7 protein-coding genes are annotated in these 12,944 nt (G+C 66.0%); 3 read left to right on the plus strand and 4 right to left on the minus strand.

What is annotated here, in order from left to right:
• Window positions 1-127: 127 nt before the first annotated feature.
• A complete protein-coding gene (locus QPK29_RS11625) occupies window positions 128-751 on the plus strand; it encodes a glutathione S-transferase family protein (protein ID WP_371766485.1) in 624 nt (207 codons plus the stop codon).
• Between the two features lie 111 nt (window positions 752-862).
• Here QPK29_RS11625 and QPK29_RS11630 read toward each other — a convergent pair whose 3' ends face one another.
• Together QPK29_RS11630 and QPK29_RS11635 are read right to left on the minus strand one after the other, a co-directional pair.
• Window positions 863-1,711 (minus strand): CheR family methyltransferase, encoded by an 849-nt coding sequence (locus QPK29_RS11630; RefSeq protein ID WP_400189761.1) that lies wholly within the window; start codon window positions 1,709-1,711, stop codon window positions 863-865.
• Window positions 1,712-1,728: 17 nt separating this feature from the next.
• Window positions 1,729-6,642, minus strand: coding sequence for a response regulator (locus QPK29_RS11635; RefSeq protein WP_160407607.1), 4,914 nt, complete (start codon window positions 6,640-6,642; stop codon window positions 1,729-1,731).
• 393 nt (window positions 6,643-7,035) lie between these two features.
• On the opposite strand from QPK29_RS11635, the gene QPK29_RS11640 reads away from it, so the two are divergent.
• Complete coding sequence (locus tag QPK29_RS11640; RefSeq protein ID WP_082577398.1) at window positions 7,036-7,767, plus strand: helix-turn-helix transcriptional regulator; 732 nt, start codon at window positions 7,036-7,038, stop codon at window positions 7,765-7,767.
• On the opposite strand, the gene QPK29_RS11645 is transcribed toward QPK29_RS11640, so the two are convergent.
• Both QPK29_RS11645 and QPK29_RS11650 read right to left on the minus strand, forming a co-directional pair.
• Window positions 7,742-8,017 (minus strand): helix-turn-helix domain-containing protein, encoded by a 276-nt coding sequence (locus tag QPK29_RS11645; RefSeq protein ID WP_056135468.1) that lies wholly within the window; start codon window positions 8,015-8,017, stop codon window positions 7,742-7,744. The two genes, QPK29_RS11640 and QPK29_RS11645, sit on opposite strands and share 26 nt — an antisense overlap.
• A 165-nt stretch (window positions 8,018-8,182) precedes the next feature.
• Complete coding sequence (locus tag QPK29_RS11650) at window positions 8,183-10,222, minus strand: prolyl oligopeptidase family serine peptidase (RefSeq protein ID WP_371768360.1); 2,040 nt, start codon at window positions 10,220-10,222, stop codon at window positions 8,183-8,185.
• A gap of 98 nt (window positions 10,223-10,320) precedes the next feature.
• Here QPK29_RS11650 and QPK29_RS11655 point away from each other — a divergent pair, with 98 nt between their 5' ends.
• Window positions 10,321-12,930 carry a CHASE domain-containing protein gene (locus tag QPK29_RS11655; protein WP_371768361.1) on the plus strand — a complete coding sequence of 870 codons (2,610 nt, stop codon included), beginning with the start codon at window positions 10,321-10,323 and terminating at the stop codon, window positions 12,928-12,930.
• Window positions 12,931-12,944: the final 14 nt, after the last annotated feature.

The raw sequence follows: 12,944 nt of genomic DNA on the forward strand, positions 1-12,944 counted from the left end.
CGCGTGATGTCGGATGGACGCGCGCGGCCAATCCGGCAATCTACGGCCAACCCGCGCGCGCTGTCAAATGAGCAAAAGGAGAGGATGCGCTATGATCGGCGTCGACCAACGACCGAGGAGACGCTGGATGAAACTGTACACGAGCACGCGCGCGCCTAACCCGCGCCGCGTCCTGATGTTCATGGCCGAGAAGGGCATCGCGGACATCACCACCGTGCAGATCGACCTGGGCAAGGCCGAGCACCGCAGCGAGGCGTTCGCCCAGCTCAATCCGATGGCGCAGGTGCCCGTGCTGGAACTGCCCGACGGGCGCACCTTGGCCGAGACGCGCGCCATCTGTACGTACCTGGAGGGGATGTATCCGAACCCGAACCTGATGGGCGAGGACTTCGAGGAGCGCGCGTTCATCGAGATGATGGACCGCCGCTGCGAGCTGCAGCTGTTCCTGCGCATCGCCAACTGCGTGCGCCACACCCATCCGGGCCTCGCGCCGCTGGAACAGCCGCAGTTTCCCGACTTCGGCGCGGCGCAGGGCGCCAGGGTGCGCGAGACGGCGCGCTGGCTCGACGGCGTGCTGGCGGACCGCGATTTCCTGGCGGGCGAGCGCTTCACGATCGCCGACATCACGGGGTTCTGCGCGCTGGAGTTTGCGCGCGGGTTGATGAAGTTCAGGCCGTCGGACGAGGGGCTGACGAACTTGCAGGCGTGGCGGGACAGGATTGCCGAGCGTCCGAGCGCCCGGATCGTATGAGTCGTCGTTCCCGCGGAAGCGGGAACCCATGCTGAGCTTCAGGGTTCGATATCTTTGCGACTTCGGAACCTCAGCATGGATCCCCGCTTTCGCGGGGATGACGGCAGTCTGCTATCCGACCCGCTTGTACCAGGGCCGATCCCCCTCGATCGCCTGGTACCTCCCCGCATACGCATCCGACACGGCCAGCGGCCGGTCCAGGCACAGCACGCCGAAGCGCGCCAGGCTGTCGTGGAACAGCCGCAGCACGCGCTGGCGCAGCACGGGGCCAAAGTCCGACAGCGCGCCGCAGCACAGGATCGCCTGGAATTCGTTGAACGACGCATCCGTCACGAGGCTGTACTGCGACCACGTGATGCGCCGGCGCAGCTGCGGCTGCAGGCGCGCCTGGCCGTCGCGCACTTCGAAGTACGTCGACAGCGCGGCATGGCCGCCACTCGCGGCGTAGCGGGTCTGCGCGGCGTCCAGCGCGGCCACGGGCAGCCACGCGTCCTGCATCTCGGCCACGAGTTCCTCGTTGGCGAGCGTCGCGTGGATGTCCAGCTTGCCCAGCACGCCTTCTTCCGCCAGCACGATGGCGAGACCCCACGCTTCGCCGACGCCCGCGCATTCCGCCAGCCAGACGCGGGGCAGTGGCCACGCGCGCAGCGACGGCGCCAGCACCGTGCGCAGGCGCTGCGTGTGGCCCGTGTTCTCGAACAGGTCGACGGGCTGCGGCGCCAGCATGCGCAGCAGCGCGGACGCCGCGGCCGGGGCGTGCAATACCTTTTCCTGCAGGCCGGACAAGGTGGCGGCGCCATGACCGCGCATGGCGTCGCCCAGCCGCCGGCGCAGGTACGCCCGGTCGTAGCCGCGGAACTCGTGGCCGTAGCGCTGGAACAGTGCCTCCAGCAGCAGCTCCGTCTCCAGCTCCTCGACCGCCAGCCCGGCCGCGAGGCCGGTCCAGGCGTTGGAGTTCACTTGTGTCGCGGGCGCCATCAGTGCAGCCACACCCGCATCATCGACAAAAGCTGGGCGACGTCGACCGGCTTGGTGATGTAGTCGGACGCGCCCGCGGCGATGCACTTGTCGCGGTCACCCTTCATCGCCTTTGCGGTCAGCGTGATGATCGGCAGCGACTTGAACTTCGGGATGCGGCGGATGGCGCGCATCGTGTCGTAGCCGTCCATCTCCGGCATCATGATGTCCATGAGGACGATCTCGATGGTCGGGTCCTTTTCCAGCACCTCGATGCCGTCGCGGCCGTTCTCGGCGAACAGCACCTGCATCTGCTGGCGCTCCAGCAGCGACGACAGCGCGAAGATGTTGCGCAGGTCGTCGTCGACGATCAGCACCTTGCGGCCCGCAAGGCCGCCGTCCGCCGCGTGGATCTCTTCCAGCATGCGGCGCTGCGTCTCCGGCAGGCTGGCCTGCGAGCGGTGCAGGAACAGCGCGGTCTCGTCGAGCAGGCGTTCGGGCGAGCGCGCATCCTTGACGACGATGGTCTTGGCGTAGCGCTTCAGTTTCGTGACCTCCTTGCGCGACAGTTCCTGCGCCGTGTAGATCACGATCGGCAGGTCGCGCAACGCCTGCTGCTTGCCGATCTGGTCGAGCAGGTCGAAGCCGGAGATGTCGGGCAGCGTGAGGTCCAGCACCATGCAATCGAAGTGCTGCTGCGCCAGCGCTTCCAGCGCGGCCTTGCCGTCTTCCGCCGTCACGATGCGCACGTCGGAATCGCCGATCAGGCCGACGATCGATTCGCGCTGCGCCATGTCGTCCTCGACGACGAGCAGCGAACGCTTGCCGCCCATCAGGAATTTCTGGATGCGCTTGAATTCTTCCTGCAGCATCTCGCGGCTCACGGGCTTGTTGATGTACGAGATCGCGCCCTGGCGCAGCGCGCGCTCGCGCTCGCGCAGCGACGACATCACGTGCACCGGGATGTGGCGCGTGCTCGGGTCGCGTTTCAGGCGGTCGAGCACCGTGAAGCCGTCGATGTCCGGCAGGTCGATGTCGAGCAGGATCGCGGACGGCAGGTAGTCGCGCGCCAGCGACAGCGCGGAATCGCCGCGGTGCGTGACGATGCCCTTGAAGTTCTTTTCGCGCGCGAATTCGAGCAGCGTCTTGGCGAAGCGCTCGTCGTCCTCGACGATCAGCACGGACGGGTCGCCCGGCACGATCAGGCCGCGGTCGTCGAGCATGGCCGCGTATTCGACCAGGCTGGCCGACGGGTCGGGCAGGGCGACGCTGGTCACCGCTTCGGGTTCCGCTTCGAGCAGCATCGTCGGCGCCGGCGGGGCCGACGGTTGCGGCTGCGGCGGCGCGAGGCGCGCCGGTTGCGGCTGGCGGGTCTGTTCGTAGTTGATGAAGCCCGCGCGGTTGTACGGCAGGTACAGCGTGAACGTGGAACCGATGTTGACTGTGGATTCGACTCTGATTTCGCCGCCGAGCAAGCGCGCCAGTTCACGCGAGATCGACAGGCCCAGGCCCGTGCCGCCGTACTTGCGGGCGGTGGAGCCGTCGGCCTGCTGGAATGCTTCGAAGATCAGCTGCAGCTTGTCGGCCGGGATGCCGACGCCCGTATCGCGCACGGAGAACGCCAGCACGGCGTCGGCATGCAGCAGGTGCGGGTGGTCGGCCGTCCAGCCGCTCGTCACGAGGCTGATCGTCAGCGACACGTTGCCGTGGCTGGTGAACTTGAACGCGTTCGACAGCAGGTTTTTCAGGACCTGCTGCAGGCGCGTCGTGTCGGTCATGACGGCAGTCGGCAGGTTCTCCGCCAGCTCCACCGAGAAGCCGAGGTGCTTCGCCTCGGCCATGTGGCGGAACGTGCGGTCCACGTAGTTGCGCAGGTTCGAGAAGCGGTATTCCGACACGTCCAGCGTGACGGTGCCCGACTCGATCTTCGACAGGTCGAGAATGTCGTTAATGAGGGTCAGCAGGTCGGAGCCGGATCCATGGATCGTCTTCGCGAATTCCACCTGCTTGGACGACAGGTTGCCCTCCGGGTTGTCGGACAGCTGCTGCGCGAGGATCAACAGCGAGTTCAAGGGCGTGCGCAGCTCGTGCGACATATTGGCCAGGAACTCGGATTTATATTTCGACGACAGCGCCAGCTGCGTGGCCTTTTCTTCCAGCGCCAGCTTCGCCTGTTCCACTTCGCGGTTCTTGCGTTCCACCTCGATGTTCTGCTCGGACAGCAGGCGCGCCTTTTCCGCCAGCTCCTGGTTCGTCTGCTGCAGTTCCTGCGCCAGCGACTGCGACTGGGTCAGCAGCGATTCCGTCCGGCTGTTCGCCTCGATCGTGTTCAGCACGACGCCGATCGATTCCATCAGCTGGTCGAGGAAGGAGAGGTGGGTCTCCGTGAAGCGGTCCAGCGACGCGATCTCGATGACGGCCTTGACCTGCTGTTCGAACAGGATCGGCAGCACGACGATGTTGGTCGGCGGCGCCGAGCCGAGGCCGGACGACACGACGATGTAGTCGCGCGGGACGTCCGTCAGCCAGATGCGGGTCTTCTCCAGCGCGCACTGGCCCACGAGGCCTTCGCCCGGCAGGAACGACGTCGGCAGTTTCCTGCTCGAACGGTAGCCGTACGACGCGATCATGCGCAGGCGCGCATCGGCTTCCTGCGAATCCATCATGTAGAACACGCCGTGGTGCGCGGAGACCAGCGGCGCCAGTTCGGACAGGATCAGCTTCGTCACGGCCTGCAGGTCGCGCTGGCCCTGCAGCAGTCGGGTGAAGCGCGCCAGGTTGGTCTTCAGCCAGTCCTGCTGCGCGTTCTTCTGCGTCGTCTCCTTCAGGTTGCGGATCATCTCGTTGATGTTGTCCTTCAGGTAGGACACCTCGCCGCGCGCTTCCACCTGGATGGAACGCGAGAGGTCGCCGCGCGTCACCGCCGTCGCCACTTCACCGATCGCGCGCATCTGGTTCGTCAGGTTGGCCGCGAGCTGGTTGACGTTCTCCGTCAAGTCCTTCCACGTACCCGCGACACCGGACACATTGGCCTGGCCACCGAGCTTGCCCTCGGTACCCACCTCGCGCGCCACGCGGGTCACCTCGGAGGCGAACGAGGACAGCTGGTCCACCATCACGTTGATGGTGTCCTTCAGTTCGAGAATCTCGCCCTTCACGTCCACGGTGATCTTCTTCGACAGGTCGCCGCGCGCCACGGCGGTGGTCACCGCCGCGATGTTGCGCACCTGGCCCGTCAGGTTCGACGCCATGAAGTTCACGTTGTCCGTCAAGTCTTTCCAGGTACCGCCGACACCCGGCACGTACGCCTGGCCGCCCAGCTTGCCCTCGGTACCCACCTCGCGCGCCACGCGGGTCACCTCGGAGGCGAACGAGGACAGCTGGTCCACCATCACGTTGATGGTGTTCTTCAGTTCCAGGATCTCGCCCTTCACGTCCACCGTGATCTTCTTCGACAGGTCGCCGTTCGCCACGGCGGTGGTCACGTCGGCGATGTTACGCACCTGCGCCGTCAGGTTGCCCGCCATCGAGTTCACGCCGTCCGTCAGGTCCTTCCACGTACCCGCCACACCCGGCACGTTCGCCTGGCCGCCCAGCTTGCCCTCCGTACCCACTTCGCGGGCCACGCGCGTCACCTCGGACGCGAAGGAGTTCAGCTGGTCCACCATGACGTTGATAGTGTTCTTCAGTTCGAGAATCTCGCCCTTCACGTCCACCGTGATCTTCTTCGACAAGTCGCCGTTCGCCACGGCGGTGGTCACGTCCGCGATGTTGCGCACCTGGCCCGTGAGGTTACCTGCCATCGAGTTCACGGAGTCCGTCAAGTCCTTCCACGTGCCCGCGACGCCTTTCACCATTGCCTGGCCGCCGAGCTTACCTTCCGTACCGACTTCCCTGGCGACGCGGGTCACCTCCGATGCGAACGAGGACAGCTGGTCCACCATCACGTTGATGGTGTTCTTCAGCTCGAGGATCTCGCCTTTCACGTCCACGGTAATCTTTTTACCGAGGTCGCCGTTCGCCACCGCGGTCGTCACGGCCGCGATGTTACGCACCTGGCCCGTGAGGTTGGACGCCATGAAGTTCACGTTGTCGGTCAAGTCCTTCCACGTGCCCGCGACGCCGGGCACGTATGCCTGGCCACCGAGCTTGCCTTCGGTACCGACCTCCCGCGCCACGCGGGTCACCTCGGAAGCGAAGGAGCGCAGCTGGTCCACCATCACGTTGATGGTGTCCTTCAGCTGCAGGATCTCGCCGCGCACGTCCACCGTGATCTTCTTCGACAAGTCGCCGTTCGCCACCGCGGTGGTCACCTCCGCGATGTTACGCACCTGCGACGTGAGGTTACCCGCCATCGAGTTCACGGAGTCCGTCAAGTCCTTCCACGTGCCTGCGACGCCGGGGACGTAGGCCTGGCCGCCCAGCTTGCCCTCGGTGCCGACCTCCCGCGCCACGCGCGTCACCTCGGACGAGAACGACGACAGCTGTTCCACCATCGTGTTCGCGGTGGTCGCCGCGCGCAGGTACTGGCCCTTCAGCGGGTGGCCGTCGACTTCCAGCGCCATCGTCTGCGACAAATCGCCCTTCGCGACGGCGCCGATGACGCGCGCCATTTCCGTCGTCGGGCGCACGAGGTCGTCGATCAGCGTATTGACCGAGCTGATGATGGTGGACCAGCCGCCGACGACGCCGGGCACGGAGGCGCGCTGCGTCAGATGGCCTTCACGGCCCACCACGCGCGACACTTCGGTGACCGCCTCGACCATTTTTTCCTTGGTCTCGATGATGTCGTTCAAGGTGTCGGCGATCTTGCCGGACACGCCGGTCCAGTCGGACGGCATGCGTACCGAGAAGTCGCCTTTTTTCAGCGCCATCAGCGTGGACAGCAGCAGCTTGACATCGAGCTGTTCAGCCATGTCGGTCATGTTATTCATTGACTAAAGATCCTCGAAGAGAAAGCGGAAGGGGGGCTGGCGCATGGTTCAGACATCGCGCATTGTTAAATGCTAAGGAAACGCAACGATACACCCGTGTTCGGCCGAGTCAAGCATGCATATGGCCAGACCGACAGGATTGTTTCGAATCCACCATAAACTTGCATTTTTGAAATTTTAAATGGACAATTCGCGCGAGGATATTCGAAAATCGTAAAGACTGGCGCACGCTTCGATGGCGGACGATGTTCAACATGTATCGGAACGACAACTGATCCAATGTCAGGGCTCTGCCATAATGAATAAAAGACCAATTTTTCGTGCTTTTTGGTTACAACTCAACTAGCATAGCGGGGGTGTCATTACACCCCATTCATACAGCGCGAGGCATCCATGAAGACCGTCGATTTGGACGAGTTGTTACATACCGACACCGCGTCCAGTTGGGGCGAAGCGCTGTTCGCCCTCGGCCGCCACTATGGGTTCGAGAAGGTCTTGTTCGGCATGTCGGGCTCGCGCCACGCGCGGCTCGAGAACGCATTTATACAGAGTAATTACCCGACAAAATGGCGTGAACGTTATGACGCCGAGCGGTTCGCCTATGTCGATCCGGTCGTCAGCCATTGCCTCGCCACCACCTTGCCGCTGATCTGGCAGCCGGAAATCTTCCGCAGCCCGGCCCAGCGCGCGCTGTATGAAGAGGCCTGCACGTACGGCATCCGCGCCGGCGTGACGTTTCCGATCCATGGTCCGAACGGGGAGTTCGGCCTGCTGAGTTTTGCCGTCGACACGGCGGCGGATGGCGCCTTCCTGCGCGACGTGTCGAGCATGCTGGCCGATCTGGCACTGGTGCGGGATTATGCGTACGCGTCGGGCGTGCGTTTCTGTCCGCCGCCCGCGCAGGAGGCGGCGCCGCGCCTGACCCCGCGCGAGCTGGAGGTGCTCAACTGGGTCATGGTGGGCAAATCGTCGTGGGAAATTTCAAAAATCACCGGCTGTTCCGAGGCGACGGTGAACTTCCATATGGGCAATATTCGCCAGAAGTTCAACGTCAACACCCGGCAACAGGCGGTCGTGCGGGCCATCTCGCTGGGGTTGATTACCCCAGAAGATCACCATCGTTGAGCTTGCCGTTGACATAGAGCTTCAATAGCAGCGCGACCGGGGCCGGAATGGCCAGGCCCGTTTCGAAGCGGCTGCCGCTGGATTGCGTGACGCCAAATCTGCCCCAGAATTTTTCCTGGCTTTCGCGCTTGCTGATCCGGTATTTTTTCAGGTCGCTGACGGAGGGCGCCAGGGATGCGGGCGTTTTCATCATCAGGGTGCCTGCCGACGGTTCCCGCAGGCTTGCTTCGGTAACGAAATCATTAGCCATCGCCGCTCCTCCATGGAAAGATGTGTGAGAAACAAGTATTCCATGCAACATTCATTTAGCGTCCTAGCAACCCTGCTAGTTTCATATCGAATGTGCCGGTTGCGTTAGCTTGCTAACTGATGGTTACCGGGGAAACGGGTCATGTCCAGAGTTTTCCAAGTGCAATTACTTGAGTTCCCTCAAAAAAAATGCATAGGTCAGCGCCCACATCGTCGCCGTCTGCTCGTTGTTCGCCGCGCCGGCATGGCCGCCCTCCGTGTTTTCCCAGTACAGCACGTCGTGCCCCTGGTCGCGCATCCGCGCCGCCATCTTGCGTGCGTGGCCGGGGTGGACGCGGTCGTCGCGGGTCGACGTCGTGAACAGCACGCGCGGATACTGCCTGTCCGGCGAAACGTTGTGGTACGGCGAGTAGCGGGCGATGTAGTCCCATTCGTCGGGATCGTCCGGGTCGCCGTACTCGCCGATCCATGACGCGCCGGCCAGCAGCTCGTGATAGCGGCGCATGTCCAGCAGCGGCACCTGGCAGGCGACGGCGCCGAACAGGTCCGGCCGCTGCGTCAGTGCCGCGCCCACGAGCAGGCCGCCATTGCTGCCGCCCATGATGCCCAGGTGGGGCGGGGTCGTGATGCCGCGGCGGATGACGTCCCCGGCGACCGCGAGGAAATCGTCGAACGCCTTTTGCCGGTTTTCCTTCAGCGCCGCCTGGTGCCAGCGCGGCCCGAACTCGCCACCGCCGCGGATGTTCGCGAGCACATACACGCCGCCCTGCGCCAGCCACGCCTCGCCCGTCGTGCCGCTGTAGAACGGCGTCAGCGACACTTCGAAGCCGCCGTAGCCGTACAGCAGGGTCGGATGCGTGCCGTCCAGCGGCGCATCCTTGCGCATCACGACGAAATAGGGGACGTGCGTGCCGTCGGGCGATTGCGCCGTGAACTGGCTGACGGCATACGGCGACGCGTCGAAGAACGCCGGCATCGACTTCAACAGTTCGCGCCCGTCGCGGCCGGCCTCCATCAGATACAGGCTGCTCGGCGTGAGGAAGTCGGTCACGGTGAGAAACGCCTGGTCCGCGTCGTACTCGTCGACCGCGGCGACGTGCAGCGCGCCCATGCCGGGTGCGTCCACGTCGCGGCGTTGCCAGCGGCCATCCGCGCGCTGCCATTCGATGATCCGGTTCTTGACGTTGTCGAGGATCGTGAGGAACAGCGCGCCCCGCGTCGCCGCGATGCCGTCCAGCGACGTCGTCGGCGAGGGTTCGAACAACACGTCGAAATCGCGGCTGCCTTCCAGGAAGCGGTCGAAGGCAATGGCGAGCAGGGCGCCCTGCGGCCACGTGCGGTCCCCAAGCGTCCAGTCCGAGCGCAGTTCGACGATGAACTGGTCGCGCAGCGCGAACGCGTTCGCGTCCAGCGGTTTGTCGATGGGCTCGAGCTGCCCGCTCGCGGGATCGCGCAGGAACAGCTCGCTGCTGTAGAAATCGATCTGGCGCAGCACGAACTGGCGCTCGTGGTCCGGGGTCGGGTCGTGCCAGGCGGAGACGGACAAGTCGTCTTCCTGCGCTTCGTAGACGAGCGCGGCGTCTTCCAGGCGCGTGCCGCGCTTCCACGCCTTGACGATGCGCGGATAGCCCGATTCCGTCGTCGAGTCCGGCCCGAAGTCCGTCGCGACGAACAGGGTGTCCGCGTCGACCCAGCCGACGCTCGACTTCGCTTCCGGCAAGGTGAAGCCGCCGTCGACGAAGGACAGTGTCGCCACGTCGAACTCGCGCACGACGTGGGCATCGCCGCCGCCGCGCGACAACGAGACGAGGCAGCGCGTGCCGTGCGGTTCCAGGAAGGTCACGCCCGCCCACACCCAGTTCTCGTTTTCGAGGCGGGCGAGGGCATCGAGGTCCAGCACCGTTTCCCAGGCGGGCGCCGGCTTGCGGTATTCGGCCAGCGTCGTGCGGCGCCAGATCCCGCGTTCGTGGTCGGCATCGCGCCAGAAATTGTAGAAGCGGCCGTCGTGGTGGCCGGCGTAGGGGATGCGGTCGCGCGCATCGAGGATCGTCTTCAGCCGCGTGCGCAAGGCCGCGTAGCCGGGCAGGGCGGTGAGTTCGCGCTCCGTCTCCGCGTTGCGTTCGGCCACCCAGCCGAGCGCGCGGCCGGAATCGACGTCTTCCAGCCACAACCAGGGGTCAAAGTGCCCATTATCCGCTTCACGCATATGCATTCCTTATTGTTAAGCTCGCAATTTCCGTCCGATTCGGACATACTAACAAACATCGAAAAATTTCCGCACGGAAATTTCGCAGTAATTTCCTTATGGCTGACATCACGACGCGCAACACGGGAAAGACGGCCGCGCTTTGGGCCGGCGGGGCCGCATTGGCCCTGCTGGCCGGCGCCGGGCTGTATCTGGGCGCGGCGCACGCGGTCGACATCGAGACCCAGGCCCGCTTCGACCACCTGGCGCGCACCGGCCGCCAGCAACTGGCCGGCGCCGTGCACTCCTATGCGGACGTCGTGCGGGGCCTGGCCGGCCTGTTCCAGGCAAGCGGCACCGTCACGCGGCTGGAATTCCACCGCTACGTCCAGACGCTGGGCGTGGCCGAGCACTATCCGGCGCTCGAATCGGTCAACTACGCAGCGTACGTGGAGGCCGGCGCGCGCGACGCGTTCGTCGCGGGCGTGCGCGCGGACCGCAGCCTCGACCCGGCCGGTTATCCCGACTTCACGATCCGGCCCGCCGTGCGGCGTCCCGCGCACACCGTGCTGACTTACCTGGAGCCGTGGCTGGCCGAGAAGGCCGGTGCGGACCTTGCGGGCGGCGCGCCCGCGGTCGCGCAGGCGCTCGAGCGGGCGCGCGACAGCGGCCGCATGACGGCATCCGGCAAGCCCATCGTCGTGGAGCACCCCGTGCGCCATCTCGGCCTGGGCCTGCGCATGCCCGTGTACCGCACGGACGGCGCCGTTCCGCCCGATGTCGAAGGCCGGCGCGCCGCGTACGCGGGCTCGGTCGGCATCGGCTTTTCCGTGCCGGCCCTCGTGCGCGGCGCGCTGCCGGGCGGCGACCAACCGGTCGCGCTGCAGCTGTATGCGGCCGCCGACAGCCGGGCGGCCGGCCCGCTGCACGTCAACGAGGCGGACAACCTGCTGTACGACGGCGCCGGCGCGGCGCTGAACAATGCCGGCGATCTGATGGAAACCGTGCTGCCCGTACGTTTCGACGACAACCTGTGGAAAGCCCGCTTCGTCGCCCGCCGCGCCGACCTCGTCGACGGTTTCGGCCGCGTTTTCCCCTGGCTGGCCGGCGCCGGCGGCTTCGGCGCGACATTCCTTGCGTTTGCGCTGTTCCTCAACCTGGCCCGCTCGCGCAAGACGGCCGTGGACCAACGCCGGCTGCTCGACCTCGTGCTGGACAACGTCGACGCCTACGTCTACCTGACGGACCGCGACCGCCGCTACCGCTACGTCAACGCGAAGATGGCCGCCGCCTGCGGCCTGCCGGCGCACGAGATCGTGGGGCGGCGCGACCGCGAGGTGATGCCGCCCGCGCAGGCCGACGCGCTGTGGGCGCTGGACCAGCCCGTGCTGGAACTGGGCGAAAAACGCGCGGTGCAGAACGCCTTTGCCGGCAGCGACGGCGTCGCGCGCCAGGTGTGGAGCGTGAAGGTGCCCGTGCGCTTCGCCGGCGATGGCGACGCCGGGGCGGTGCTGTGCGTGTCGACGGACGTGACCGAACTGCACGCGCTGAAGGCGCAAGCCGACGCGGCGAGCCGCGCCAAGAGCGACTTCCTGTCCAACATGAGCCACGAGATCCGCACGCCGATGAACAGCATCATCGGCATGGCCTACCTGGCGGGCAAGCGCGCGGAAGACCCGAAGCAGCGCGACTACCTGGGCAAGATCCAGCATTCGGCGCAGCACCTGCTGGGCATCATCAACCACATCCTCGACTTTTCCAAGATCGAGGCCGGCAAGGTCGAGCTGGAACTGCGCGACTTCACGTTCGACGCGCTGAAGCGCAACGTCGAGAGCCAGTTGGGCGCGCAGGCGTCGGCGCGGGGCCTGGAACTCGCGTTCGACGTGGCGTCCGAGCTGAAGTGGCCCGTCCGCGGCGATCCGCTGCGGCTGGAACAGGTGCTGCTGAACTTCGTCGGCAACGCCATCAAGTTCTCCGACCAGGGCGCCATCCACGTGCGGGCCCGCGTCGAACGGACGGTGGGGGCCGACGTGCTCGTGCGCTTCGAGGTCGAGGACCGCGGCATCGGCATCGCCGCGGACGACCTGGCGCAGCTGTTCACGCCGTTCCACCAGGCCGACCCGTCGTCGACGCGCGTGCACGGCGGCACGGGCCTGGGCCTCGTCATCAGCAAGCAGCTGGCGGAGTTGATGGGCGGCGAGGCCGGTGCGACGAGCGTGCCGGGGCAGGGGAGCACGTTCTGGTTCACGGCGCGCCTGCGGCCGTTGACGGCCTTGCGCCCTGCAGCGCCGGCGCCGCAGTCGAAGGCGGGTGCAGAAGCGGCGGCGCTCGCGGGCTGCACGATCCTGCTCGTCGAGGACAATGCGTTCAACCAGCTGGTGGCGCGCGAACTGCTGGAGGATGCCGGCGCGCGCGTCGTCGTCGCGGACGATGGCGCCCAGGCGCTGGACCGGCTGGCGGAAGGGCCTGTCGACTGCGTCCTGATGGACGTGCAGATGCCCGTGATGGATGGCTACGAGGCCACGCGTCGCATTCGTGCGGATGCGCGGCTGGCCGGCCTGAAAGTGATCGCGATGACGGCGAATGCCGGGATCGAGGACCAGGCCCGCTGCCTCGCGGCCGGCATGGATGAATTCCTGACGAAGCCGGCGGCGCCCGAGGGCTTGATCGCGACGATCGCGCGCGCGCTCGGCCGCATGGGCACGCGCCAGCAGGATCACCAGGCCTGAGCGCCGGTCAGCTC

The sequence above is a fragment of the Massilia orientalis genome (assembly GCF_030411975.2).
Taxonomy (GTDB): domain Bacteria; phylum Pseudomonadota; class Gammaproteobacteria; order Burkholderiales; family Burkholderiaceae_D; genus Telluria; species Telluria orientalis.

What these genes read in the sequence shown, in the direction of transcription:
- QPK29_RS11635 (WP_160407607.1), bottom strand. Translation starts at nt 6,642, where the DNA reads ATGAATAACATGACCGACATGGCTGAACAGCTCGATGTCAAGCTGCTG.
- QPK29_RS11655 (WP_371768361.1), top strand. Translation starts at nt 10,321, where the DNA reads ATGGCTGACATCACGACGCGCAACACGGGAAAGACGGCCGCGCTTTGG.
- QPK29_RS11645 (WP_056135468.1), bottom strand. Translation starts at nt 8,017, where the DNA reads ATGGCTAATGATTTCGTTACCGAAGCAAGCCTGCGGGAACCGTCGGCA.
- QPK29_RS11640 (WP_082577398.1), top strand. Translation starts at nt 7,036, where the DNA reads ATGAAGACCGTCGATTTGGACGAGTTGTTACATACCGACACCGCGTCC.
- QPK29_RS11650 (WP_371768360.1), bottom strand. Translation starts at nt 10,222, where the DNA reads ATGCGTGAAGCGGATAATGGGCACTTTGACCCCTGGTTGTGGCTGGAA.
- QPK29_RS11625 (WP_371766485.1), top strand. Translation starts at nt 128, where the DNA reads ATGAAACTGTACACGAGCACGCGCGCGCCTAACCCGCGCCGCGTCCTG.